The following is a 25793-nucleotide window of genomic DNA, read 5'->3' on the forward strand; positions in this document are numbered from 1 at the left end:
TGATAGTTTTTTCTTATGGTGACGCGATGAGCAACTCTGTACCTGACACTGTCTCCCCGACTCTGCTAAACCCGCCGGCTAATCCAAACCGCTGGCCGCAGAGCGATATAAACTGCGCGACGATCAAAGCGCATCTGGATACCTTCCAGCGCTGGCTTGGCGACGCGTTTGATAGCGGCGTAGCCGCAGAACAACTCATTGCGGCACGTACCGAGTTTATCGACCAGTTGCTGCAGCGACTATGGGCCCACTACGGCTTTAATGCGATAAACGATATAGCGCTGGTCGCGGTCGGCGGCTATGGCCGCGGCGAACTGCACCCGCTCTCCGACGTTGACCTGCTGATTCTGAGCCGCAAAAAGCTGCCGGACGAGCAGGCGCAAAAGGTCGGCGAGCTGTTAACTCTGCTGTGGGACGTCAAGCTCGAAGTCGGCCACAGCGTGCGTACGCTCGAAGAGTGCCTGCTGGAAGGGCTTTCGGATCTCACCGTCGCCACCAACTTAATTGAATCGCGCCTGCTGATTGGCGACGTCGCGTTGTTTCTTGAACTGCAAAAGCATATTTTCAGCGATGGCTTCTGGCCGTCGGAAAAGTTCTTTGCCGCCAAGGTCGAGGAGCAGAATGTCCGCCACCAGCGCTACCACGGCACCAGCTACAACCTGGAACCGGACGTCAAAAGTAGCCCCGGCGGCCTGCGCGACATTCATACTCTGCAGTGGGTGGCTCGCCGCCATTTCGGCGCGACATCGCTCGATGAAATGGTCGGTTTCGGTTTTCTCACCGACGCCGAGCGCAACGAACTTAACGAGTGTCTGCATCAACTCTGGCGTATCCGTTTCGCCCTGCATCTGGAAGTAAATCGCTACGATAACCGTCTGCTGTTCGACCGTCAGCTGAATGTCGCTCATCGCCTCGGCTATGAGGGTGAAGGCAACCGGCCGATCGAACATATGATGAAGGATTTCTTCCGCGTCACCCGCCGGGTGAGCGAGCTCAACAACATGCTGCTGCAGCTGTTTGATGAAGCGATCCTCGCGCTCACCGAGGATGAAAAACCGCGGCCGATCGATGATGACTTTCAGCTACGCGGCACGCTCATCGACCTGCGCGACGACACGCTATTTATGCGCGAGCCGCAGGCAATTCTGCGCATGTTCTTTATTATGGTGCGCAACAGCAGCATTACCGGTATCTACTCCACGACGCTGCGTCATCTGCGCCACGCGCGCCGTCATCTGACGCAGCCACTATGTTATATCCCGGAAGCGCGTACCCTCTTTCTGAGTATGCTGCGCCATCAGGGCGCAGTGAGCCGCGGCCTGTTGCCCATGCATCGCCATAGCGTGCTGTGGGCCTATATGCCGCAGTGGTCGCATATTGTCGGCCAGATGCAGTTCGACCTGTTCCATGCCTATACCGTTGATGAACACACGATTCGCGTGCTGTTAAAGCTGGAAAGCTTCGCTAAAGAGGAGACGCGCAGCCGCCATCCGCTGTGCGTCGAGCTGTGGCCGCGGCTGGCGCATCCGGAACTCATTCTGATCGCCGCCCTGTTCCACGATATCGCCAAGGGCCGCGGCGGCGACCATTCGATTCTCGGTGCCGAAGACGTACTGAAGTTCGCCGAGCTGCACGGGCTCAATTCACGGGAAACGCAGCTGGTCGCCTGGCTGGTTCGTCAGCATTTGCTGATGTCGGTGACCGCCCAGCGCCGCGATATTCAGGATCCGGAGGTGATTAAGCAGTTCGCCGAAGAGGTGCAGACGGAAAACCGACTGCGCTATCTGGTATGCCTGACCGTTGCCGATATCTGCGCCACTAACGAAACGCTATGGAATAGCTGGAAGCAGAGCCTGCTGCGCGAGCTGTACTTCGCCACCGAAAAACAGCTACGCCGCGGCATGCAGAGCACACCGGATATGCGCGAGCGCGTTCGCCACCATCAGTTGCAAGCGTTGGCTTTACTGCGGATGGACAATATCAATGAAGAAGCGCTGCATCAGATCTGGAACCGCTGCCGGGCAAACTACTTCGTGCGGCATACGCCGAACCAGCTCGCCTGGCACGCCCGTAACCTGCTGAAGCACGATCTCACTAAACCGATGATCCTGCTCAGTTCGCGAGCCACCCGCGGCGGCACCGAGATCTTTATCTGGAGCCCGGATCGCCCTTACCTGTTCGCCGCCGTCTGCGGCGAGCTGGACCGGCGCAACCTCAGCGTCCACGATGCGCAGATCTTCACCACCCGCGACGGCATGGCGATGGATACCTTTATTGTCCTCGAGCCTGACGGCAGCCCGCTTTCCGCCGACCGTCACGAGGCGATTCGCCACGGTCTTGAGCAGACGATTACTCAGCGTAGCTGGGAGCCGCCGGCGCCGCGTCGCCAGCCGGCAAAACTGCGCCATTTTTCCGTCGCCACCGAGGTCAATTTCCTGCCGACCCATACCGACCGAAAATCATTTCTTGAGCTTATTGCACTCGATCAGCCTGGATTGCTCGCCCGCGTCGGCCAGGTGTTCGCCGACCTCGGAATTTCGCTTCACGGCGCACGAATTACGACAATTGGCGAGCGAGTAGAAGATTTATTTATAATCGCTACCGCCGACCGGCGTGCCCTTAATAATGAGCTGCAACAAGAAGTGCAACAACGGTTGACAGAGGCCCTCAATCCAAACGATAAAGGGTGACGTATTTTTTTAAGTGAATGGAAAGAAACAATGCAGCAGTTACAGAACCTTATTGAGTCCGCCTTTGAGCGTCGCGCCGACATCACGCCGGCAAATGTGGATACCGTAACCCGCGAAGCGGTAAACCAGGTCATTGCCCTGCTGGATTCCGGCGCGCTGCGCGTTGCTGAGAAGATCGATGGTCAGTGGGTGACGCATCAGTGGCTGAAGAAAGCGGTACTGCTCTCTTTCCGTATTAACGATAACCAGGTTATCGATGGTGCGGAAAGCCGCTACTTCGATAAAGTACCGATGAAATTCGCTGACTACGACGAAGCGCGTTTCCAGAAAGAAGGCTTCCGCGTGGTGCCGCCAGCAGCGGTCCGTCAGGGCGCATTCATTGCTCGCAACACCGTTCTGATGCCATCCTATGTCAACATCGGCGCTTTTGTGGATGAAGGCACCATGGTGGACACCTGGGCCACCGTTGGCTCCTGCGCGCAGATCGGTAAAAACGTACACCTGTCCGGCGGCGTTGGCATCGGCGGCGTTCTCGAGCCGCTGCAGGCTAACCCGACCATCATCGAAGACAACTGCTTCATCGGCGCGCGTTCTGAAATCGTAGAAGGCGTTATCGTTGAAGAAGGCGCGGTGATCTCCATGGGCGTGTACATCGGCCAGAGCACCAAAATCTACGATCGTGAAACCGGCGAAGTCCATTACGGCCGTGTTCCGGCGGGCTCGGTGGTCGTTTCCGGCAACCTGCCATCGAAAGATGGCACATACAGCCTGTACTGTGCGGTGATCGTGAAGAAAGTCGACGCGAAGACCCGCGGTAAGGTTGGCATCAACGAACTGCTGCGTACCATCGACTAAGCAGAACAAAAAGCGGGAGATACCCCGCTTTTTTTATATCTGACGCTGGCGAAAATGGATTTTTTCGTTAATTATTCAATGGTTATGATGATATCAAAGGTACCGTTATGTACGATAATCTGAAAAGTCTTGGCATTACCAATCCTGATGAAATCGATCGCTATAGCCTGCGCCAGGAAGCTAACAACGACATCCTGAAAATCTATTTCCAGAAAGATAAAGGCGAGTTCTTCGCCAAGAGCGTGAAATTTAAATATCCGCGTCAGCGTAAAACCGTGGTCGCCGACGGCGTCGGCCAGGGATACAAAGAAGTGCAGGAGATAAGCCCAAATCTGCGCTATGTGATCGACGAACTGGATCAACTCTGCCAGCGCGATCGCACGGAAATCGATCTGAAACGTAAGATCCTTGACGACTTACGCCATCTGGAAAGCGTCGTCACCAATAAGATCAGCGAAATCGAAGCCGATCTGGAAAAACTGACGCGCAAATAGCCACAGGTGAATAGATTTCTGAGCCGGGTAAGGCGAAGCCGCCGCCCGGCTTTTTTGTGCCTGTGCTACGCTACCTTTGCTCATCCAGCTGTAGCGCAATATACAGCAGCAGGCGATCGTCAAAACTGCCCAAATCCAGCCCAGTCAGCTCCGAAATTCGATTGAGTCGATACTCCAGCGTATTGCGATGAATAAACAGCGCCTTTGAGGTCGCCAACGGCTGTACGTTGTGACGAAACCACGCCTGCAGAGTACGGCGCAACAGGCCGTTGTTATCCATCGCCTTCAGCCGCGTCAGCGGGCGCGCCAGCTCATTGGCCTGCCAGCCGCCGCGTAGGCTATCCAGCAGCACCGGCAGCATCAAATCCTGATAAAAATAGCTGCGACTCTCCGGCATTCGTTGCTTACCGACCATCATCGTTGTCCGCGCGGTACGATAAGAGCGTGCAATGCTGCCGGGGCCGGTGAAGAAATTCCCCAGCGCAACGCGGAACTGCAACTGACCATTTTCCTTCATCCGGGCGATCAGCTGCTCGACACGCTTACTATGATCGTCGGCATCCCAGCGGCCAAAAGCATTTAGCGCCGGCTTCAGCACCACCATCTCAGTCAACGAGACGATAGCCACCAGATTATTACGATCCGGCGTCGTCAGCGCCGTTTGCAACTGCTGCAGCTCGGCCATCGCACTATCGACGCCAAGCTGGCCACTATCCACTTCAATCATCGCCACCACGCGCGGTTGATTGAGGTCGATGCCCAGACGCTGCGCCCACTCGGTCAGCGCCGGGGTATTCTCTTCCGCCTGAATCAGATTCATCACCAGTTCTTCGCGCAGGCGGCTATCCTGGGCGAGCAGATACATCAGTCGCGACTGTTCGAGCATCATCTCCGCGGTCATGCAGACCAGTTCGCCGTATTTACGCAGCGATTCAGGTTCGCCAGTTAAACCGATCACGCCGACGATTTCACCTTCCAGACGCAGCGGCAGATTGATCCCCTGGCGAACCCCGTGCAGATGGCGGGCTACCGCATCGTCGATATCAACAACGCGCCCCTGCGACAGCACCAGCAGCGCACCTTCGTGCAATTCACCAATGCGCTCACGATCGCCGCTGCCGATAATGCGTCCACGGGCATCCATTACGTTAATATTGGTATCGATAATGCGCATCGTGCGCGCCACGATATCCTGCGCCATTTTGGTATCAAGATGCCAGCCAGCCATGTAAACCTCCCGTGAGCAGGGCATCAGCATAGAAGAGTTGAGACGACGCTGCATTGTGCATATGCACAAAGCACGACAGAGAAGTATGGAGTTGTGGCGGTAATCACAGAACCGGGAACAGAATAAAAAAAGCCCCTTCCCCGGTCAGGGAAGGGGCGGTTACGCTTTTACCGATTACTGCATCAGCAGATAGATAGAGGTATCACCACGCTGAATATTCAGCGCCAGTACTGACGGTTTCGCATCGAAGATTTTGCGCAGGTCAGCAATATTTTTCACCGGCTGCTGGTTAGCGCCGACAATGATATCGCCTTTCTTCAGACCAATCTGCGCAGCCGGGGTGCCCGCTTTCACGTTGCTCACCACCACGCCTTTATCCTGGCCTTTGTTGCTCATTTCCGCGCCTTCAATACCGTTGAAGATGCTGCTGGAGTCAACCTGGTTCTGGTTGCTCTGCTGCAGTTCAACGGTGGCATTCACCGGTTTGCCATCACGCAGCAGACCCAGCTCGACTTTGCTGCCGATAGGCATCGTGCCGACCTGCGCACGCAGCGCCGCAAAGCTGCTGATCGGCTTGCCGTTCAGCGTAGTGATCACGTCACCAGCTTTGATACCCGCTTTCGCTGCCGCAGAGCCCGGCATCACCTGGCTTACGAAAGCGCCGCGCTGAGCGTCGACTTTCATCGCTTTCGCCAGCTCGGAGTTCAGCTCAGTACCCATGATGCCCAGCTCACCGCGTTTCACCTGGCCAAACTTAACCATCTGCTCGGTCAGGTTTTTCACCATGTTGCTCGGGATAGCAAAACCAATACCAATGTTGCCGCCATCCGGGGCAAGGATCGCGGTGTTGATACCGATCAGCTCGCCGTTGAGGTTCACCAGCGCGCCACCGGAGTTACCGCGGTTGATCGCGGCATCGGTCTGGATAAAGTTTTCATAGTTTTCCACGTTCAGGCCACTACGGCCCAGCGCGGAGACAATACCGGAAGTCACGGTTTCACCCAGACCAAATGGGTTACCGATCGCCACAGTGTAGTCACCAACACGCAGCGCATCAGAATCGGCAAGCTTGATCGCCGTTAGGTTTTTCGGGTCCTGGATCTGAATCAGCGCGATGTCGGAACGCGGGTCTTTGCCGACGACTTTCGCATCAAATTTACGACCATCGCTCAGTTGAACTTTGATGGTGCTGGCGTTATCTACCACATGGTTGTTAGTGACCACATAGCCTTTCTCTGCATCAATAATAACCCCGGAGCCGAGCGCCATGAATTTCTGCTGCTGTGCATTATCGCCCGGGGCACCCTGGCCGCCGCCCTGGCAGAATGGGGAGCTCTGGAATGGCGAACCGTCCTGGCAGAACGGCGAGTTATCACCGAAGAACTGCTGGAAGTTACGCGGCATCCGCGGCGTGTTAACGGTGGTGCTACCTTCAACGTTGATGCTCACGACAGATGGCATCACCTTCTCCAGCATTGGCGCCAGGCTCGGCATCTGTTGTGCAGTAGTGGCCGAAGAGGCCGTTTCAGCCGCGCTCGCAGAGAGCGGCGACAACGCCAGACCTAAACTCAGAGCCAGAGCACTCATTGCTAACGTGGTTTTTTTCATAGGTTTCAATCTCAATTTCAAATTTCGGATAACGAAAAAGTTGCTGTGTACGCACTCTCAGAGTCATTTTATAACGCGAAGTTCCGGAGTTAACTTTCGCTAAAAGTAAAAATTTATTGTCCGTCTTTACAAAACCTGGGCTTATTCCACCGCCATCAAGCGACGATATTCATCCCACGCATACAAATCCGTCATTCCGCTGATATAGTCCTGAATTAATCGACAGCGGTAATAATATTCCAGTACTGGATATTCCTCGGTGTCGCGCGAAAGTTTATTCACCGCCTCAACATAGGCCAGCCGATGTCGGGTCGAAAGTTTCTGGAACAGCCTTGAAGCAATAGGCAAACTACGCATGCGTTCTTGCTCGACTAATTGGCTGAACTCCTCCAGCGATAATTTCAGCAATGGCTCGTAGATATCCAGCAGCCCGCTGATCACTCGGTAGCCCTGCAATTCCAACTGCTCAACATCCGGATGGCTAAACACCTGTTTTATCGCGACGTTTTTATAAAGTTCAAGCAACTGGCTGCAATCGCTGTCGTCTTCTAACAGCGCATGATTAAAATCACCGCTAAAGATAGCCGGTAAGTTTTCGATAAATCGATGCGCCGCATAAGGCACCAGCTTATTCAGCGTGTTGACCCGTAAATACATAAAGAACTGATCTTCAGTACTGCGGCTCAGTGAATTTGCCCGCGATTTATCCCACGCATTTTCCACCACCTGCGCGAACAACGATCCTTTTTCATGAGTACCCCATGCGTCATACAGATGTTGATATAGTTGCTCAACGCTGAAGATGCGTTTCTCTACCGCATCTTCAAGGTCAGCGACGCAATATGAAATATCATCGGCAGCCTCCATAATCCACGTTAATGGGAATCGATTGTAAGGCGCCAGATCCAGTTCTTTACGTAGCCGCGCGATATACTCTTCTTCGGCTAAATAATAACCAGGTTTTTTCATTAAGTAGCTATGGCTGGCAGGCGTCTCTCCCCGCCACCACGCCGGGCGCGTATATTTCAGAATGCAGCCTACCTGAGTCCAGGTGAGGTTCATGCGCATCAGCGTATGCACAATACGGATCCCCTGGGCATTACCTTCGAACCAGCACAGATCCTGGCGCACCTTACGCCGCAGCTCGTTCAACGGCCCCTCGTCTTCGTGCAGGCGCAGCGCATCGACGTCGCAGCGATCGTGGCTCAACGGCTGGCTGGCCGCGTCTTTTGGCGCCAGCCGTTTGCTGAACCAATCGTTAATTGCCGCTTCGCCGAAATGACCAAACGGCGGATTACCGATATCGTGCATCAGGCAAGCCATTTCCACGACGCTTTCAAACGGACCGCTCAGTTCATCAAGCCCGTAGCGCTCCAGCAGCTTTTGCTCCTTCAGGCGGCTTAGCACCTCTTTCGCGATATAGCGCCCGACCTGCTGAACTTCGAGTGAGTGGGTCAGACGCGTGCGCACCGCCGCGTTGCGCTCCAGCGGGAAGACCTGGGTTTTCTGCTGCAGACGGCGAATGGCTGGCGAGTTGATAATGCGCCCGCGATCGCTTTCGAACACCCGCAGGATCTCGCGTTCCGTCTCTACGCCCTGCGGCGAACGGTAACGCCGACGCCAGTGAATCTTGTTGCGAAAATCAATATTTGCCATAGCCTCTCCCGCGCGAGCAATACGCTTCCCCTTAAGCGCATGATAGACTATGCAGCTAATCCTGACACATCGCGAGTAAATCTATGAAAATTGGCATTATTGGCGCCATGGAAGAAGAAGTTACCCTTCTGCGCGACAAAATCGAGAACCGCCAGACGCTCTCTATCGGCGGTAGCGAAATCTATACCGGCCAACTTCACGGTACCGAGGTGGCGCTGCTGAAATCCGGTATTGGTAAAGTGGCCGCCGCCATGGGCGCGACCCTGCTGCTGGAACGCTGCAAGCCGGATGTGATTATCAATACCGGTTCCGCCGGCGGCCTGGCGCCGACGCTGACGGTGGGCGATATCGTCGTCTCCGACGAAGCGCGCTACCACGATGCCGACGTCACCGCCTTTGGCTACGAATATGGCCAACTGCCGGGCTGTCCGGCCGGTTTCAAAGCGGACGACAAACTGATTACCGCCGCGGAAACCTGCATCAAGGCACTGAACCTCAACGCCGTTCGCGGCCTGATCGTCAGCGGCGACGCTTTCATCAATGGCTCCGTAGGGCTGGCGAAAATTCGCCATAACTTCCCACAGGCGGTTGCCGTCGAGATGGAAGCGACCGCGATCGCCCACGTCTGCCACAACTTCAACATTCCTTTTGTGGTGGTGCGCGCGATCTCCGACGTCGCTGACCAGCAATCTCACCTGAGCTTTGACGAGTTCCTCGCCGTTGCCGCCAAGCAGTCCACCCTGATGGTGGAAAACCTGGTACAGAACCTGGCGCGTGGCTAAGCCGCTACACAAGGCGTTCATCGCCCTGCTGTTGCTCGCCCCGGCGTGGCTTTTCGCCACGCCGCGGGTGGTCACGCTCTCCCCGGCCAATACCGAACTGGCCTTTGCCGCCGGCATTACCCCGGTCGGCGTCAGCAGCTATTCCGACTACCCTCCCGAAGCAGCTAACATTGAGCAAATCGCCAGTTGGCAGGGAATGAATCTTGAACGCATCGTCGCGCTGAAACCCGATTTAGTGCTGGCATGGCGCGGCGGCAACGCCGAACGCCAGGTCAATCAGCTCAGTTCGCTGGGCATCAAGGTTATCTGGGTGGACACGGGATCGATTGAAGCGATTATCGCCACACTGCGCCAGCTGGCATCATGGAGCCCGCAGCCGGAAAAAGCCCGCCAGGCGGCTCAGGAAATGCAGAACGACTACGAGTCGCTGAAAGCCCGCTATGCCAGCGCGCCGAAAAAGCGCGTCTTCCTGCAGTTTGGCTCCAACCCGCTGTTCACCAGCAATAGCGCCTCCATTCAGAATCAGGTTTTAACCCTCTGCGGCGGAGAAAATATTTTTGCCGCCAGCCGCGTGCCCTGGCCGCAGGTCAGCCGCGAGCAAGTGCTGTCGAGGCATCCGCAGGCGATCGTCATGACTGGCGACGTCAGTAAAATCCCCGCCGTTGAGCGCTATTGGCAAAATCAGCTCACCATTTCGCTCATCGTCTTACATAGCGACTGGTTTGAACGCGCGGGCCCACGTATTATCCTTGCCGCAAAACAACTGTGTACTGCGCTTGAGCAGGTAAAATAACGGCCTGGCAACAGGCTTTGAGCGGGAACTGACGATGCTTGTCTATTGGCTGGATATTATTGGCACAGCCGTATTTGCTATCTCCGGCGTGTTACTGGCCGGAAAATTACGCATGGACCCTTTCGGCGTGCTGGTGTTAGGCGTGGTCACTGCCGTGGGCGGCGGGACGATCCGCGACATGGCGTTGGCCAACGGCCCGGTGTTCTGGGTCAAAGATCCCACCGATCTGGTGGTGGCGATGGTCACCAGCATGTTAACGATTCTACTGGTGCGCCAGCCGCGGCGAATGCCGAAATGGGTCCTGCCGGTGCTGGACGCCGTTGGCCTGGCGGTGTTTGTCGGCATTGGCGTGAATAAAGCTTTTATCGCCCATACCGGCCCGCTGGTGGCTATCTGCATGGGCGTGGTCACCGGCGTCGGCGGCGGGATTATTCGCGACGTGCTGGCGCGCGAAGTACCGATGATTCTGCGGACCGAAATCTACGCCACCGCCTGTATTGTCGGCGGTATTGTACATGCTACGGCACACTACACCTTCCAGCTGTCGCTGGAAAACTCGGCGATGTTGGGGATGCTGGTAACGCTGGGAATTCGTCTGGCGGCCATTCGCTGGCACCTGAAGCTGCCGACGTTTGCGCTGGATGATAACGGACGGTAGGAAAGCGTCCCCGGCGCGGCGATGTCGGCCGGGGCACGTGTTAAACGCTGAACGAGGACCCGCAGCCGCAGGTGCTTTTCGCATTCGGGTTGGTCACGATGAAACGCGAACCTTCCAGGCCTTCGGTATAATCGACGGCGCCGCCGACCAGGTACTGCAGGCTCATTGGGTCAACCACCAGGCCAACGCCCTGTTTCTCGATGGTCATATCCCCTTCGTTAATCTGATCGTCAAAGGTGAAGCCATACTGGAAACCGCTGCAACCACCGCCGGTGATGTACACGCGCAGTTTCAGGTTCGGATTATCTTCATCCGCAATCAGATGTTTTACTTTGTTCGCTGCGGCTTCGGTAAACTCCAGCGGCAACGCTACGTCATCACTCATTTTTTGCTCCCATTGATACTTCCGGCCGGTTAAAGAATAACCGGACCTTTTGAGCCATTATCTAATACCCTGGTAAATCGTTCAAGTATTCTCCCGGGGTACCTGCTGCGCTTTCGCTGCCTGTTCAGCCTCCTGCTTAGCCAGAGTACGTTGCAGAATGGTAGAATACAAAGGCTTACCGCCGAGGAACTGCGCCAGTAGTGTTGCCCCAAGACAGGTAATAATCATTGGCAAAATGAGCTGATAGTTATCGGTCATTTCCAGCACCAGCACAATACCGGTCAGCGGCGCGCGTACCGAAGCGGCAAGCAGCGCCCCCATCCCGGCGATAGCGAAGGTTCCGGCATCCAGATGATAAGACGGAAACAGCGGGATGGCCGCCATACCAAATGCCGTGCCCAGCAGCGTGCCCAACGCCAGCATCGGTGCAAAAATACCGCCCGGCGCGCCGGAGGAAAAACACAGCAGCGTGGTGATCACACGGGCGACAAAGATGAACAACAGCAGCCCGACTGAGAAGTTACCGGCAGCGGCGATAGGGATCAGGTTAAATCCGCCGCCCACCGCCGTTGGCTGCATCAGCCCAAACAGGCCGCAAATCCCACCAATGAGCCCCCCAACCAGCACCCATTTTTTGATATTGCCGCCGTGGATGCGCTGGAACATATCCTGAGTCCGCAGCACCAGAAAATTAAACAATGGCCCGAAGCAGCCGAAGATCATCCCCAGAATCAGATACAGCCACAAGGTGTTGACCGGCGCATTGCTCAGCTTGCCGACCTCGATAATCGCCCCTTCGCCATTAAAAATGCGAAACACAATGCTCGACATAATCACGCCGGTAAACACCGCTTTAATCGAGATTAAGTTGTAGCGGAACTGCGGACGCATCTCTTCGATGATAAACAGGATCCCCGCCAGCGGCGCGTTGAAAGCGGCGGAGAGCCCCGCCGCCGCGCCGGTGGCCAGCAGCGTGTGCCGTGCTTCGGGGCTGCGCAGGCGGAATACATCCACCACCATGCGCCCGAGATTACCGCCCAGTTGCACCATCGGCCCTTCGCGGCCGAGCACCATCCCGGCGCCCAGCGTTCCCATCCCGCCGACGAATTTGACCGGCAATACGCGCCACCAGCGTACCGGGCGCAGCTCTTCCAGCGCCCCTTCGATTTCCGGGATCCCGGAACCGCCCGCTTCCGGCGCAAAGCGGCGTACCAGAAAATAGCCGATCATGGCCAGCAGCGCCGACAGGATAAAGGCCAGCGGCCAGATCAAAAATCCGTGGTCCGCGACCTGCACCAACGCGCCGATCCGCTGGTTCTGCACCCAATTCACGCTCTTTTCAAACGCCACGCCCACCAGCCCGGCCAGCGTACCGACCACTGCCGCCATTAACAAAACCGCCAGCGGCGTTTTGTCGCGCTGAATCAAACGGCGGACCGCATCGCTACGGCGCACGCGAACGAATTGATGTGCTTCAAAAGAGGGAGTTTCTGCTTTCATGCCCTGAACATCTATTGGTAATACAAATAAGAAAAGAGGCATTTTAGCCGTCTCCGCGCCGCGCGTCGCGAAAAAATTGTTTCGTCCGCTTAATGTTTCAATTGGGCAAAACTTTCATAACCTTCATGGAATAACTTAGAATAGCCGCATAACTTTATTCACGAACCAGGATCCTGGCCATGAGCAAATCTGAAAGTCTGTATAACGCCGCGCGCGAACTCATCCCCGGCGGCGTCAACTCGCCAGTCCGCGCCTTCACCGGCGTAGGTGGAACGCCGCTGTTTATTGAACGCGCTGACGGTGCTTACCTGTACGATGTCGATGGTAAAGCTTATATCGATTATGTCGGCTCCTGGGGCCCAATGGTACTGGGCCACAACCATCCGGCAATCCGTAACGCGGTGATTGAAGCGGCGGAGCGCGGATTAAGCTTCGGCGCGCCAACCGAAATGGAAGTGAAAATGGCGGAACTGGTCACTGAACTGGTGCCGACGATGGATATGGTGCGAATGGTGAACTCCGGCACCGAAGCCACGATGAGCGCCATACGCCTGGCGCGCGGCTTCACGGGTCGTGACAAAATCATTAAGTTCGAAGGCTGTTACCACGGCCACGCCGACTGTCTGCTGGTGAAAGCCGGCTCCGGCGCGCTGACCCTCGGCCAGCCGAACTCGCCGGGCGTTCCAGCCGATTTCGCTAAGCATACGCTGACCTGCACCTACAACGACCTCGCCTCGGTGCGCGCGGCATTTGAACAGTATCCGCAGGATATCGCCTGCATCATCGTCGAGCCGGTGGCTGGTAATATGAACTGCATCCCGCCGCAGCCGGAGTTCCTGCCAGGTCTGCGCGCGCTGTGCGATGAGTTCGGCGCGCTGCTGATTATCGATGAAGTGATGACCGGTTTCCGCGTGGCGCTGGCTGGCGCTCAGTCTTATTACGGCGTTGAGCCGGATCTGACCTGCCTTGGCAAAATCATCGGCGGCGGTATGCCGGTAGGCGCATTCGGCGGCCGTCGTGAAGTGATGGACGCGCTGGCGCCAACGGGCCCGGTGTACCAGGCAGGTACCCTGTCGGGCAACCCGATCGCGATGGCTGCAGGCTTCGCCTGCTTAAGCGAAGTGGCGCAACCGGGCGTACATGAAACCCTGACCGACCTGACCAACCAGCTGGCGGAAGGCCTGCTGAACGCGGCGCGCGACACCGGGATCCCGCTGGTGGTGAACAACGTCGGCGGCATGTTCGGCATCTTCTTTACCGATGCCGAAACCGTGACCTGCTATCAGGATGTGGTGAAATGCGATGTGGAGCGCTTCAAACGTTTCTTCCACCTGATGCTGGAAGAAGGTGTTTACCTGGCACCGTCAGCGTTTGAAGCGGGCTTTATGTCGGTCGCCCACAGCGAAGAAGACATTAACAACACCATCGACGCGGCGCGTCGGGTGTTTGCCAAACTGTAATAGACCTTAATGCCGGGTGGCGCTGCGCTTACCCGGCTACAGTTTAGTCGCCCGGATAAGGCGCAACGCGCCGCTATCCGGGATCGTTAGCGGCTCTGCTTTCTCAGCAAATAGATAAAGTAAGGCGCGCCAATAAAGGTCGACAACAGTCCAGCCGGGATCTGGTAAGGGAACATGATCATTCGCCCGCACCAGTCGGCGAAGACCAGCAGCATCCCGCCAATCAGCCCGGAAATCACCATATGCGGCATCGTCCGGCGGAACCCCACCATCCTCGCAATATGCGGCGCCATCAGGCCGACAAAACTTAACGGCCCAATCGTAAGCGTCGCCGTCGCCGTCAGACTCGCCGCCAGCAGCAATAAAGCGACCCGTGATGAGGTTAATGCCATCCCTACCGCCCGCGCGGCTTCGCCGCCCAACGGCAGAATCGTCAGCCAACGGCGACAGAGCGGCGCCAGCGCCAGCAACGCCAGCATCACCATGCCGCTGCGCAGCGCCATCTCCGGCGTCGCGCTGTAGGTCGAGCCGGACATCCACGTCAGGATCTGCGCCATTCGCGGATCGCCGCTGGCCTGCAACATCATCAATAGCATCGTAAATGCGGTACTCAACGCCATCCCCGCCAGCAACATGCGATGCGGCGAGAAACCGCCGCGCCCGGCGGCAATCAGAATAACGAGCAACGTCGCTGCGGCGCCAAGGCTACCGGCAGGCAACAGCCAGACAAAGGCATTGCCCGGCACGAAGAACAGCATCAATACCACGCCGAACGCCGCGCCGGAACTAATCCCCAGCACTTCCGGGCTCGCCATCGGGTTACCGGTCAAACGTTGAATAATACAGCCGGCGACGGCCAGCATCACTCCGGCGAACAGCGCAGAGAGTACACGCGGCCAACGCCAGGGCATCAGTTGATCCAACAGATCGCCGCTCGCCCACTGCCAACCGTGAGCATCGCGGCCAAAAGCCAACGCAGCAGTCACCGCCAGCAACAACAATGCGAATCCGCCCAGCGCGAACCACTGCACGTTGTGGCGCTCAATCAGCGCTTTATCGCCCGCGTTCATCACCGGCGCGCTGATGCTGCGCAGCCGTGGCAGCAGCCACAGCAGTAAAGGCGCGCCAATCAGCGCCGTGACCGAGCCCGTCGACACTTCCATCCATACCCGGGTGAGCCAGAGAATAATTTGATCTGAGAGCCACAGAATCAACGCGCCAATCAGCGCCGCCAGTAGCAGTCGCGACAGCAGACGGCGGGCGCCGAGCATTTTCGCCAGCAGCGGGGCAAACAGGCCGATAAAGCCGATAATCCCCACCGCGTTAACCAACAATGCGCTGATCACGATAGCCAACGTCAGGGCACCAAGCCTCGCCAGCGACAGCGCCAGCCCAAGGTTGCGCGCCACGCCGTCATCCAGTCCCATCAGGGTTAACGGACGCAGCAGCAGCAGCGTCAGTATCGCCCCGCCGAGCAATTGCGGCCACAGGCGCTGTGCCACGCTCCAGTCGGTCTGTGTCAGCGTACCGGTGCTCCACAAGAACATACTCTGCAACTGGTCATGGTGGAAAATCACCATCAGTTGGTTGATGGCCCCGCAATACAGGCTAACCACCAGACCGGCCAGAATCAGCGTCACCGGCGACAGACGTTTACCCCACGAGACGCCAAACACCAGCGCCCCCACCAGGCATGCTCCAGCCAGCGCGGCAAACTGCGATGCCAGCACGCCGGGGATCGCCCATAGCGCGGTGACCGTCATTCCCAGTTGCGCGCCGGTAGCAACGCCAAGGGTCGTCGGCTCCGCCAGCGGGTTACGTAACACCTGCTGAAACAGTACGCCGACTAACCCCAGCCCGGCGCCGACCAGCAGCGATACCGCCAGCCTCGGCAGCAGGCTGTAATGGAACAGCATCTGGGCGATATTATCGATATCCGGCTGCCACAGCGCCTGGCGCCACTGCTCATAGGGCAAGGCGATATTGAGATTGACGATACTCAGCGCGAAGGCGGCTACCAGCAGCGCCGCCAGCAACACGGCAGCTAATGGCGAAATACGCATATTCTTCATCCCGCCCTCCCCTGCGCCCCGGCCAGCACGCGGGCAAAATGCATCGCCGACAGCGTCGCGCCGTAGAACCAGACCGCTGGTACCCGCTGGAAGCGCCCCGCGCGCACAAAGGGCATCGCCTGCCACAGCGGCGTCGCCAGCAGTTGGGCCATTTCTCGATCGTTACCGTGATCGAAGCAGATCACATCAGCCTCTTTAAATTCCGCCAACCGGTCGATCCCGACGGTGATACTGCCCCAGAATGTCGCGTCGCCGTGCCAGGCGTTTTTAATGCCAAAGCGATCGAGCACGTCCTGGAACAGGCAGTTCTCGCCGAATACCAGCGCGTGGCGAGCATCGAGCAATGAAATCATCAGCAGCGGACGATCGCCGCGGCCGATAAACTGCGGACGCAGGCTATCCATTAGCGCCTCGAATTCAGCCAGATGGCGTTTCGCCTGTTGTGGTTTACCCAGCAGATCGGCCATTTCCAGCAGCGAACGCTGTGCCATCGCCAGCGGACGTTTACCGTCGCTGAAGGTAAAACCACGCCCGGGCGCGATACGCGCCAGCTTTTCCGCCGATGGGCCATAACCCGCCGACCAGACGATAAACGACGGCTTCATCTGCGTCAGCAATTCAAGATTGGGTTCAGTACGCAGGCCGACATCAATAACCGAGGCGGGCAGCGCGGGTTCATTCACCCACAGGTTGTAGTTGGGAATGTCGGCCACGCCGTAGGGCGTGATGCCTAACGCCAGCAGAAGTTCCGCCGGTAGCCATTCCAGCGCGACGACGCGCTGCGGGTCAACGTTCGCCGCCTGCGCGCCGCGCATCTGCCACAGCAGCGGTGACAGCGCCATCGCCATCAGCAAGCGCCGGCGTGAGAAGAAATTCGAATTTTCCATCAATAGACAAAGCTTACCGGCGCCGCGCCAGCCGGGTGCGGCAGGATACCCATCGGGATGCCGTAGATTTGCTCCAGCGTTTCGCTGCGCATCAGTTCCGCTGGCGTTCCCTGAGCAATCATTTCGCCGCCACGCAGCGCGACCAGATAGTCGCAGTAGCGGGCAGCCATATTAATATCGTGCAGGACGGCAATCACCGTCAGGCCGCGCTGCTGGCTGAGACGATGCACCAGCGCCAGCACATCGACCTGATGGGCGATATCCAGCGCCGACGTCGGCTCATCAAGCAGCAGACAGCGGCTATCCTGCGCCACCAACATGGCGATCCACGCGCGCTGACGTTCGCCGCCGGAAAGGCTATCCACCAGCCGATGCGCCAGAGGCTTCAGCCCCACCAGCGCGATAGCCTCTTCCACTTTTTCACGATCTGCCGCGCCGAAGCGCCCCAGCGCGCCGTGCCACGGATAGCGGCCAATCGCCACTAGTTCACGCACCGTCATCCCTTCCGCCGCCGGTAGCTGCTGCGGTAAATAAGCAACTTTGCGGGCGAAGGATTTGCTGCTCCAGCTTTCCAGCGGTTGCCCATCCAGCAAAACATCGCCCTCGGAAGGCGGCTGGTGGCGACCGAGCATTTTCAGCAAGGTAGATTTACCGGAACCGTTATGGCCAATCAGGCCAGTCACTTTTCCAGCCGGGAAGGTGAGCGAGAGAGGGTGAAGCAGCGTACGACCCGGTACGCGAAAGGTCACGCGATGTAACGAAAATGTCGTGTCAGCGTGCGAAGTCTGTTCCTGCATAGCGACAACCTGATGTTGGGCGCGGCGAACCGCGCCCGTGAGTAGTTAGAAGCGGAAGGTTGCAGTGGCGACGACCTGACGTTCTGCGCCCCAGAAACAACCATATGTTTCAAAGCAGCTGGCAACATACTCACGATCGAGCAAATTATTAACATTCACCGCGATACTTGAACCTGCCATACCAAAACGTGCCAGATCATATTTCACAACAGCATCCATCACCGCTGCACTTCCTACTTTAAAGGTGTTTGCCGGATCGCCATAACTGGAGCCAATAAAACGACCACCGGTACCCAGGGTTAAACCAGATAAAGGTCCATCGTAGAAGGTGTAATCCCCCCACAAGGAAGCCATATGTTTAGGTACTTGAACAACAGTATTTCCTTTCAGATTAGTATCTTTGGTATAGATAGCATCTGTGTATGTATATGAAGCGGTCATATTGATATTGGCATTCAACGCCGCTTTCGCCTCTAACTCAACACCACGAGAACGAATTTCACCTGCTGGAACCTGATTAAGCGCATTGTTAGGATCCGCCATTAATGTATCTGACTTAGTTAGCTGGTAAACGGCACCAGTAACAACAACAGGCATATCTTTCGGCACATACTTCACACCCGCTTCGTACTGCTCACCTTTAGAAGGTGCATAGGCAACACGTGGAGTACTATACAAGCTAAAGGCATTCGGTTCGAAGGACTGGCTATAACTAACGTATGGAGATATTCCGTTATCAAACAGATAGTTGACCCCACCACGCCAGGTGAATTGATGGTCATTACGCTCAATGTAGCCATTGTCACTGCGTACGGTAGTCGCTTGTTTAGACCAATCGTAGCGCCCGCCCAACGTCAAAACCCATTTATTCCACTCGGCTTGGTCCTGAACATAAATTCCCGTCTGCTTACTTTCATTCATTTGATAAGGAACAGCATCACCAAAATCAACGCTGCTCATAGACGGTAAATTATTAAGATCCAGTGACGGTGCATTGCCAAACAGGGCACTGATATCGTTACGCATACGCATATAGTCGACACCAGTCAGCAAAATATGATCGACGTCCCCTGTTGAAAAATTGCTTTGAAGCTGAGTATCAACGCTAAAATTCTGTAAACGCTCGTTATCAACGACTGTGCCACGACCTAAATAATGAGCCTGCTGCTCTGAGGTTAGTGACTGGCAGTAGGAATTGAAGGAATTCATACTGTTGTTACACAGTCCGGTGCCATAGGCGCTTTTTTGCGCAACCTTCATTTCAGAGAAACGTAAATTCTGGCGTACTGTGAAGGTATCGTTAAAACCGTGCTCGAAGCTATAACCCACCATCTTCTGATTACGTGAATAGGTGTTATTAGTCGCGCCTTCGTTAAAGCTGGTTGGTAGGTGACCGCCATTAGGAAGTGGCTGAACGGTCCCTTCTTTCGGCAACCAACCGTAGTAACCCGTTTCCGGCTCATTTTGGAAATAAGATAAGAAAGTAAAGTTCGTCTTATCGTCAGGACGCCATGAGAAAGAAGGCGCTATCGCATAACGCTGCTGCTCCGCATTTTGTTGCTGTTCGTTATTAGAGCGAGCAACACCTGTCAGACGGTACGAAAACACACCATCCTCATCCAGTACGTCACTAAAATCAAAACCTGTCTGGAACAGATTATCTGTTCCCATCTTAAACTGAACTTCTTTTAGTGGCTCAGTCGTAGGTCGTTTACTAACCATACTGACAATGCCACCGGGATTACTTTTCCCATAAAGTACCGATGTTGGCCCGCGCATTACCTCAACACGCTCCAGCATGTACGGATCAACGACAGCATCGTTGTAAAAATCGCCTTGTAACTTTAACCCATCCAGATAGTTATTCTGGTTCAAACCTACTGACGAGAAACCGCGGATGATAACAAAATCATAAGTATTAGATGCCCCCCGACTGCTAACCGTCACCCCTGGCGTATATCCAAGTGCTTCCTTAACGGATTGGAATTGATGCATTTGCATCTCTTCATTTGTCACCACGGAGATAGATTGCGGCGTTTTTTCGATCGGGGTATCGGTTTTGGTCGCCGTTGCGGAACGCTTGGCCGCAATCGTCGGTGCGGGTCCCCAGGCGCTTTCCTGGCTGGCTGGTGCCGCAGTAACGACGAGGGTTTCTTCTTTCGGTTGTTCCGCAGCCTGTGCATAGACAGACATGCCGCTAACCGCCGTGGCTACTACAACTGCGATTTTACGCAGCGAGTGATTTGGCTGAGCAGTTTTTGGACGCGCCATTAATATATCTCTGATGAAAGTGAATGATAACGTAAACGAGAATTATTATTATAACGGATGACATAATAGGCGAAACGCGGAAGCCAAGGCAAGCGGTATGCCGGGTCTGAATCGTCAAAGGATTAATAAATAACCAGACGGTTATTAAGGGGTTACTACTGTGTTACGCAGATGGGCGGAATAAAAAAGCCCCCTAATACCTTCATATTAGGGGGCTGTTCAAAGGTTTAGCGTAGACCGTTTAGTTGCCGCCAAACATATCTTTAATCCAACCGGCAACGCCGTCGCTCTTCTCCTGCTTCGCCGGCTGCTGTTGCTGCTGCGGCTGATTAGCAGGTTGCTGCTGCCCGGACTGGTTAAACGGGTTGTTCGCATCCTGTTGCTGCTGTTGCTGTTGCTGCAGGGCTTCGCCCTGACGGCACAGCGCATCCGGCGAGGTGGTCCATACCGGCAGAGAACGCATACCGCCGCTGCACTGGAAGAAACCGTTGCTGTCCACGCCCATATCCACCACGTCTTCCGGCGGCGTCAGCACCAGTGGTGTCGGCGTCTGGTTAGCCAGGTAGCGCTGATAAATCGACATCGCACCGCTGGCCCCGTACAGCTTGGTCGGCTGGTTGTTATCGCGGCCTACCCAGGTAATCGTGACCTGGCTGCCATCGATACCGGCGAACCAGGTATCCACGTTATTGTTGGTGGTCCCGGTTTTACCTGCCAGATGCAGGCCCGGGTACTTGGCGCCGAGCTGACGACCGGTACCGCGCTGCACAACCTGCTGCATCGTCCACAACGTCATATAGGCCGCCTGCGCTGGAACGGCGCGTTCCGCCTGTGGGTAGCTCTGATACAGCACCGTACCGTCTTCAGCGATAACGGAACGCAGCGCCGACAGCGTCGCACGGTTACCACCGCTGGCGATAGTCTGGAACGCCTGCGCCACTTCGATAGGCGTCAGGTTCAGGGCGCCGAGGATCATCGCCGGTACCGCATTCAGCTGCTCTTTCGGCACGCCCAGCTTCTGCCAGGTATCGGTGATCGCCGGCAAGCCCAGCGACATCCCGAGGTTAACCGTCGGCACGTTCATGGAACGGGTCAGAGCATCCACCAGCATCACCTGACCGCTAAAGCGACGGTCATCGTTCTGCGGCGACCAGGTCTGGCCGTTCGACAAGCGAATCGTCACCGGCGCATCGGCAATCCATGTATTCAGACGGTACTGGTTCGGCTGGCTCAGCGCCGTCAGATAGGTAGCCGGTTTCGCCAACGAACCAATCGAACGACGGGCCTGCATGGCACGGTTATAGCCAGCAAACTGCGGCTCCGCGCCGCCGACCATCGCCCGGACTTCGCCGGTAAAGCGGTCGACAACCACCATCGCGGTTTCCAGATCCGGCAACTTGCGCTGTTTCTTCAGTACCGGGATCCCTTCGGTGGCCGCTTTTTCCGCCGCATCCTGTGCAACAGGATCGAAGGTGGTGAAGATCTTCACGCCGGAGAGATCTTTTACTTTATCGCCCAGTTTCGCCTGCAGCTCCTGACGCACCATCTGCATGAACGCCGGCTGCGGAGAAATTACCCCACCGCGCGGCTGCACGCCCAGTGGACGCGCACTCAGCATATCGTACAGGTCCTGGTCGATAACGTTCTGCTGCTGCAACAAACGCAGCACCAGGTTGCGTCGCTCCAGCGCCAACTTCGGGTTACGCCATGGGTTGTAGATCGACGCCCCTTTCACCATCCCGACCAGCAGCGCCTGCTGATCGAGGCTCAGCTCTTCCACCGGGCGACCAAAGTAGTACAGGCTCGCCAGCGGGAAGCCGCGGATTTCGTTATCGCCGCTCTGACCGAGGTACACCTCGTTCATGTACAGCTCAAGGATGCGATCTTTGCTGTAGCGGGCATCGACGATCAGCGCCATGTAAGCTTCGTTAGCCTTACGCCAGTAGGAGCGCTCGCTGGAGAGGAACAGGTTCTTCACCAACTGCTGAGTCAGGGTACTCGCCCCCTGCACCGTGCGCCCCGCCGTCAGGTTAGCCAGCACCGCGCGGCCCATCGAATACAGGCTAATGCCGTCATGCTCGTAGAAGTGACGGTCTTCGGTCGCCAGCAGGGTATCCACCAGCAGATCCGGGAAGCCGCTGCGCTTGACGAACAGGCGCTGTTCGCCGTTCGCCGATTGCAGCATGGTGATCAGGCGCGGATCGAGACGGAAGAAACCGAACTGACGGTTGTTATCCATATTCTCGATGGTATCCAGATGATCGCCATCGAAGGTCAGACGCGCGCGCACCTGCCCCTCTTTGCTATCCGGGAAATCGAATGGACGGCGGATCATCTCGATGCTGTTAGCCTGCACGGTGTATTCGCCAGGGCGCGTCATCGCGCTAACCTGACGGTACTGGGTGGCATTGAGCAGGCGCACCATCTCGTTTTTGCTGATCTGCATATCCGGCTCAAGGTTGACCATCCGGCCATACACCGCCGCCGGCAGTTCCCAGACTTTACCGTCAATGCGACTGCGAATTTTCTGGTCGAGGTAGACGCCATAGGCGGCAATAATGACCGCAAAGACAATCCCCAGCTTGACCAGGAACCACAGCCAACTGCGCTTACGACGAGGCTTATTGCCTTTGCCTTTCCCTTTCTTCGGCATTGGTCGTTCATCCTCATAATCGTCATCATAATCATCGTCGTAGTCCTCTTCCCGGACCCGGCGACGGGTGACTTTTTGTTTTGCCGGTCGTGAAGGTCTCCCCTTACGTCCGATAGGCTCGCGGTCATCTCCCGCCATGCTTTCTCTCCGCAACTTTCAGGCGTAAAGGCCTGATTCTCAATACTTCCCCTTTGGCGAGGAAGAAGATATCTCTCAATTTCACATCCGCCGCGCTACCGCGACCAACGTCTTTCATGTAATCATCGAAGAATAATTCATTAAACAAATCATATGATTATCTGTTTAAGCTGAAGAATGTCTCCGGACATAGCACGAATTGTCCAGGCCACAGAGAATAGCACTAATCCGCGACATTCTTAACCAGCATTTTACAACCGCAAAACGCAATAATCGGTAAAATATGATGTTTTTTAATAACATGAATATTACGCCGGATGACGCGCGCCAGCGCTTTTCAGAGTCGCGTCCGACGCCGGGCGCGAGAACTCAGGAATATTTCTTCGTCCGCCGGGTCGGCGCGGTATTCGCCGGGTCATCCGGCCAGACGTGTTTCGGGTAACGCCCCTTCATCTCTTTTTGTACTTCGCGATAGGCCCCCTGCCAGAAGGCGCTGAGATCGCGGGTGATTTGCAACGGCCGCTGCGCTGGCGACAGTAATTCCAGCACCAGCGGCACCCGCCCTTCCGCGATCTGCGGCGTTGTCGCCTCGCCGAACATTTCCTGCATCCGCACCGCCAGCGCCGGGGGATTATCTTCATGATAGCGAATGGCGATACGACTGCCGGTCGGCACCGTGTAATGGGTCGGTAGTTCGTTATCCAGTTTCTGTCGCAGCGGCCACGGCAGCCAGTTTTGTAGCGCCCGACACAGATCGACCGCCCTTAAGGCGCGCAGCGAATGCACGCCGCCCAACTGCGGCAACAACCACGCTTCCAGGGAGGCCAGCAGCGAAGCATCGTCAACGGCGGGCCAACCGGCTTCCGGCAGCCACTGCGACGCGCAGTGCAGACGCAAGCGCAACTGCTCGGCCTCCGGCGTCCAGTTCAGCACCCCGAGCCCTTTATCGCGAATACCGTTGAGCATTGCCTGGTGCAGCTCCTCTTCCGACGGCTTCGCCAGCGGCTGGTTTTTTATGACCAATTGGCCGATACAGGTGCGCCGCCAGGCTTTTAGCGTTCCCTGCGCCTCATTCCACTCAACGGTGTCAGAACGCGCAGCCAGCGCGGGACACTGTTCCACTAACTCGCCGATATCCACCGGCAGCGCCAGTAGAATGCGTGCATCGGGCGCTGAACTCCCCTGCAGCAGCAGCGGCGCGATTAACCACTCGTGGCGATTCAGCGCATCATCGGCATCCAGCATCGCGCCCATGCCATTAGCCAACTGATAACGCCCCTCCTGGCCGCGACGACGGGCAATACGGTCGGCAAACGCCGGCGCCAGCAGCGCCGCCATCCGCCGAGCGTCAGGCTGGCCGCCGCGACGAGCCAGTCGCTTCAATAGCTGCTGCGAACGCTGCTGCCAGTTGCCCTGTTGGCGCGCAAACGCGGCGCCTAAATCGCAACTACCGCCGCGCGGCGGCTCTTCAAGGATCGCCGCCAGTTTTGCCGCCGTCACCGCGTCGGCCGGGGAATCGGCAGCCGTCAGCATGGCCGCCAGACGCGGGTCGTTACCCAGCGTCGCCATTTTGCGCCCATGAGCGGAAAGCCGTTCGCCCTCCAGCGCCGACAGCGTCGTCAGCAGGCGGCGCGCCGCCGCCAGATTCACCGCTGGCGGCAGATCCAACCAGCACAGCTCTGCCGGATCGCGACAGCCCCACTGTAATAGCTCCAGCAGCAAACCTGATAGATCGCTTTGCAGGATTTCCGGCTCGCTCTGCGCCGCGGCGCGTTCGGCTTGTTCTTTCGCCAGTAGATGCAGGCAGATCCCGGGCTCCAGACGCCCGGCACGCCCCGCGCGCTGGGTCATCGAGGCCTGGCTGATACGTTGGGTGATAAGCCGGGTCAGGCCGGTGCGCGGATCGAAACGCGCCACCCGTTCCTGGGCGCTATCCACCACCAGGCGAATGCCCTCAATCGTCAAACTGGTTTCGGCAATATTGGTCGCCAGCACCACTTTGCGCATTCCGACCGGAGCCGGGAGGATCGCTTTACGCTGTTCGCTCAGCGGCAACGCGCCGTACAGCGGGCATAACAGCACATCGCTGGCCACTCGCTCGCTTAATTGCTCCTGCACGCGCTGAATTTCGCCGACGCCGGGCAGAAACAGCAGCATTGAACCCTGCTCCCCGCGCAACAGATCCGCCGCAGCGCTCGCCACCGCTTCGGCAAAGCGCTGATGACTCGCCAGCGGCGCATAACGACGTTCGACCGGGAAGGCGCGCCCTTCGGAGACCACTACCGGCGCATCCGGCAGCAGGCGTTGCAGACGATCGTTATCCAGCGTCGCCGACATGATCAACAGTTTGAGGTCATCGCGCAGCCCCTGCTGTACATCAAGCAACAATGCCAATGCCAGATCCGCCTGCAGGCTACGTTCATGAAACTCGTCGAGGATCACCAGCCCCACGCCGGAAAGTTCCGGATCCTGCTGCAAAGTGCGGGTTAAGATCCCTTCAGTCACCACTTCAAGGCGGGTATTCGGCCCCACACAGGTCTCAGCGCGCATGCGATAGCCCACCGTTTCACCTGGCTTTTCGCCCAGTAGTTCCGCCAGTCGCTGGGCGACGTTACGCGCCGCCAACCGCCGCGGCTCCAGCAAGATGATCCGGCCGTTAATTTTACCCTCAGCGAGGATCTGTAGCGGCAGCCAGGTCGATTTACCCGCACCGGTGGGCGCATTAAGCAGCACCTGCGGCGCCTGCTGCAAAGCAATGAGAAGTTCAGGGAGGATGGCGGCAACCGGCAATGAGGACACGAAAGGCTCCGGAGGTTAACATTCGAGGGCAAGCATTGTAGCATCCCTGTAATTCATTACCGAGTCT

At 56.9% G+C, this 25793-nt stretch carries 18 protein-coding genes; 7 read left to right on the top strand and 11 right to left on the bottom strand.

Features of this window, described 5'->3' with window-relative positions:
• The first annotated feature begins 26 nt into the window (after window positions 1-26).
• The 3 genes from glnD to PYR66_18910 all read left to right on the top strand — a co-directional run bounded on the left by glnD (window position 27) and on the right by PYR66_18910 (window position 4039).
• On the top strand, window positions 27-2690 hold the full coding sequence (gene glnD, locus PYR66_18900) for a bifunctional uridylyltransferase/uridylyl-removing protein GlnD (protein WEF27331.1): 2664 nt from the start codon (window positions 27-29) through the stop codon (window positions 2688-2690).
• Window positions 2691-2720: 30 nt separating this feature from the next.
• Window positions 2721-3545 (top strand): 2,3,4,5-tetrahydropyridine-2,6-dicarboxylate N-succinyltransferase, encoded by an 825-nt coding sequence (gene dapD, locus PYR66_18905; GenBank protein ID WEF27332.1) that lies wholly within the window; start codon window positions 2721-2723, stop codon window positions 3543-3545.
• 107 nt (window positions 3546-3652) lie between these two features.
• Window positions 3653-4039 carry a DUF3461 family protein gene (locus PYR66_18910; protein ID WEF27333.1) on the top strand — a complete coding sequence of 129 codons (387 nt, stop codon included), beginning with the start codon at window positions 3653-3655 and terminating at the stop codon, window positions 4037-4039.
• Window positions 4040-4109: 70 nt separating this feature from the next.
• On the opposite strand, the gene PYR66_18915 is transcribed toward PYR66_18910, so the two are convergent.
• The 3 genes from PYR66_18915 to dgt all read right to left on the bottom strand — a co-directional run bounded on the left by PYR66_18915 (window position 4110) and on the right by dgt (window position 8531).
• A complete protein-coding gene (locus PYR66_18915; protein WEF27334.1) occupies window positions 4110-5267 on the bottom strand; it encodes a CdaR family transcriptional regulator in 1158 nt (385 codons plus the stop codon).
• A 174-nt stretch (window positions 5268-5441) separates the two neighbouring features.
• A complete protein-coding gene (gene degP / locus PYR66_18920; GenBank protein ID WEF27335.1) occupies window positions 5442-6875 on the bottom strand; it encodes a serine endoprotease DegP in 1434 nt (477 codons plus the stop codon).
• A 141-nt stretch (window positions 6876-7016) separates the two neighbouring features.
• The gene (dgt, locus tag PYR66_18925) at window positions 7017-8531 is read right to left on the bottom strand and encodes a dGTPase (protein WEF27336.1); all 1515 of its coding nucleotides are present in this window, start codon (window positions 8529-8531) and stop codon (window positions 7017-7019) included.
• Between the two features lie 83 nt (window positions 8532-8614).
• Between dgt and mtnN the strand changes: the two genes are divergently transcribed.
• From mtnN to PYR66_18940, 3 genes are read left to right on the top strand one after another with little or no spacing between them, the layout of a single operon-like run.
• Entirely contained in the window at window positions 8615-9313 is a 699-nt protein-coding gene (gene mtnN, locus PYR66_18930; protein ID WEF27337.1) for a 5'-methylthioadenosine/S-adenosylhomocysteine nucleosidase, read from the top strand.
• Window positions 9306-10106, top strand: a complete 801-nt coding sequence (gene btuF, locus PYR66_18935) for a vitamin B12 ABC transporter substrate-binding protein BtuF (protein WEF27338.1) — start codon at window positions 9306-9308, stop codon at window positions 10104-10106. The genes mtnN and btuF overlap by 8 nt, the downstream gene beginning before the upstream one ends.
• 34 nt (window positions 10107-10140) lie before the next feature.
• The gene (locus tag PYR66_18940; GenBank protein ID WEF27339.1) at window positions 10141-10764 is read left to right on the top strand and encodes a TRIC cation channel family protein; all 624 of its coding nucleotides are present in this window, start codon (window positions 10141-10143) and stop codon (window positions 10762-10764) included.
• Between the two features lie 40 nt (window positions 10765-10804).
• Here PYR66_18940 and erpA read toward each other — a convergent pair whose 3' ends face one another.
• Both erpA and clcA read right to left on the bottom strand, forming a co-directional pair.
• Window positions 10805-11149, bottom strand: a complete 345-nt coding sequence (gene erpA, locus PYR66_18945; GenBank protein WEF27340.1) for an iron-sulfur cluster insertion protein ErpA — start codon at window positions 11147-11149, stop codon at window positions 10805-10807.
• An 81-nt stretch (window positions 11150-11230) separates the two neighbouring features.
• Window positions 11231-12649, bottom strand: coding sequence for a H(+)/Cl(-) exchange transporter ClcA (gene clcA / locus PYR66_18950; GenBank protein WEF27341.1), 1419 nt, complete (start codon window positions 12647-12649; stop codon window positions 11231-11233).
• 179 nt (window positions 12650-12828) lie between these two features.
• On the opposite strand from clcA, the gene hemL reads away from it, so the two are divergent.
• Window positions 12829-14109 carry a glutamate-1-semialdehyde 2,1-aminomutase gene (gene hemL / locus PYR66_18955; protein ID WEF27342.1) on the top strand — a complete coding sequence of 427 codons (1281 nt, stop codon included), beginning with the start codon at window positions 12829-12831 and terminating at the stop codon, window positions 14107-14109.
• 86 nt (window positions 14110-14195) lie between these two features.
• On the opposite strand, the gene fhuB is transcribed toward hemL, so the two are convergent.
• From fhuB to hrpB, 6 genes are all read right to left on the bottom strand, one after another.
• Window positions 14196-16172, bottom strand: a complete 1977-nt coding sequence (gene fhuB, locus PYR66_18960) for a Fe(3+)-hydroxamate ABC transporter permease FhuB (protein WEF30504.1) — start codon at window positions 16170-16172, stop codon at window positions 14196-14198.
• A gap of 5 nt (window positions 16173-16177) precedes the next feature.
• Complete coding sequence (gene fhuD / locus PYR66_18965; GenBank protein WEF27343.1) at window positions 16178-17068, bottom strand: Fe(3+)-hydroxamate ABC transporter substrate-binding protein FhuD; 891 nt, start codon at window positions 17066-17068, stop codon at window positions 16178-16180.
• Window positions 17068-17865, bottom strand: a complete 798-nt coding sequence (gene fhuC, locus PYR66_18970; protein WEF27344.1) for a Fe3+-hydroxamate ABC transporter ATP-binding protein FhuC — start codon at window positions 17863-17865, stop codon at window positions 17068-17070. Before fhuC ends, fhuD begins: the two co-directional genes overlap by 1 nt.
• Window positions 17866-17910: 45 nt before the next feature.
• Entirely contained in the window at window positions 17911-20136 is a 2226-nt protein-coding gene (gene fhuA, locus PYR66_18975; GenBank protein WEF27345.1) for a ferrichrome porin FhuA, read from the bottom strand.
• A gap of 241 nt (window positions 20137-20377) precedes the next feature.
• Window positions 20378-22927, bottom strand: a complete 2550-nt coding sequence (mrcB, locus tag PYR66_18980; GenBank protein ID WEF27346.1) for a bifunctional glycosyl transferase/transpeptidase — start codon at window positions 22925-22927, stop codon at window positions 20378-20380.
• Window positions 22928-23296: 369 nt separating this feature from the next.
• Complete coding sequence (gene hrpB / locus PYR66_18985) at window positions 23297-25726, bottom strand: ATP-dependent helicase HrpB (protein WEF27347.1); 2430 nt, start codon at window positions 25724-25726, stop codon at window positions 23297-23299.
• Window positions 25727-25793: the final 67 nt, after the last annotated feature.

This window comes from Klebsiella aerogenes, from assembly GCA_029027985.1.
In the GTDB taxonomy this organism is placed as follows: Bacteria; Pseudomonadota; Gammaproteobacteria; order Enterobacterales; family Enterobacteriaceae; genus Klebsiella; species Klebsiella aerogenes_A.

What these genes read in the sequence shown, in the direction of transcription:
- glnD (WEF27331.1), top strand. Translation starts at nt 27, where the DNA reads ATGAGCAACTCTGTACCTGACACTGTCTCCCCGACTCTGCTAAACCCG.
- dapD (WEF27332.1), top strand. Translation starts at nt 2,721, where the DNA reads ATGCAGCAGTTACAGAACCTTATTGAGTCCGCCTTTGAGCGTCGCGCC.
- PYR66_18910 (WEF27333.1), top strand. Translation starts at nt 3,653, where the DNA reads ATGTACGATAATCTGAAAAGTCTTGGCATTACCAATCCTGATGAAATC.
- PYR66_18915 (WEF27334.1), bottom strand. Translation starts at nt 5,267, where the DNA reads ATGGCTGGCTGGCATCTTGATACCAAAATGGCGCAGGATATCGTGGCG.
- degP (WEF27335.1), bottom strand. Translation starts at nt 6,875, where the DNA reads ATGAAAAAAACCACGTTAGCAATGAGTGCTCTGGCTCTGAGTTTAGGT.
- dgt (WEF27336.1), bottom strand. Translation starts at nt 8,531, where the DNA reads ATGGCAAATATTGATTTTCGCAACAAGATTCACTGGCGTCGGCGTTAC.
- mtnN (WEF27337.1), top strand. Translation starts at nt 8,615, where the DNA reads ATGAAAATTGGCATTATTGGCGCCATGGAAGAAGAAGTTACCCTTCTG.
- PYR66_18940 (WEF27339.1), top strand. Translation starts at nt 10,141, where the DNA reads ATGCTTGTCTATTGGCTGGATATTATTGGCACAGCCGTATTTGCTATC.
- erpA (WEF27340.1), bottom strand. Translation starts at nt 11,149, where the DNA reads ATGAGTGATGACGTAGCGTTGCCGCTGGAGTTTACCGAAGCCGCAGCG.
- clcA (WEF27341.1), bottom strand. Translation starts at nt 12,649, where the DNA reads ATGAAAGCAGAAACTCCCTCTTTTGAAGCACATCAATTCGTTCGCGTG.
- hemL (WEF27342.1), top strand. Translation starts at nt 12,829, where the DNA reads ATGAGCAAATCTGAAAGTCTGTATAACGCCGCGCGCGAACTCATCCCC.
- fhuB (WEF30504.1), bottom strand. Translation starts at nt 16,172, where the DNA reads ATGCGTATTTCGCCATTAGCTGCCGTGTTGCTGGCGGCGCTGCTGGTA.
- fhuD (WEF27343.1), bottom strand. Translation starts at nt 17,068, where the DNA reads ATGGAAAATTCGAATTTCTTCTCACGCCGGCGCTTGCTGATGGCGATG.
- fhuC (WEF27344.1), bottom strand. Translation starts at nt 17,865, where the DNA reads ATGCAGGAACAGACTTCGCACGCTGACACGACATTTTCGTTACATCGC.
- fhuA (WEF27345.1), bottom strand. Translation starts at nt 20,136, where the DNA reads ATGGCGCGTCCAAAAACTGCTCAGCCAAATCACTCGCTGCGTAAAATC.
- mrcB (WEF27346.1), bottom strand. Translation starts at nt 22,927, where the DNA reads ATGGCGGGAGATGACCGCGAGCCTATCGGACGTAAGGGGAGACCTTCA.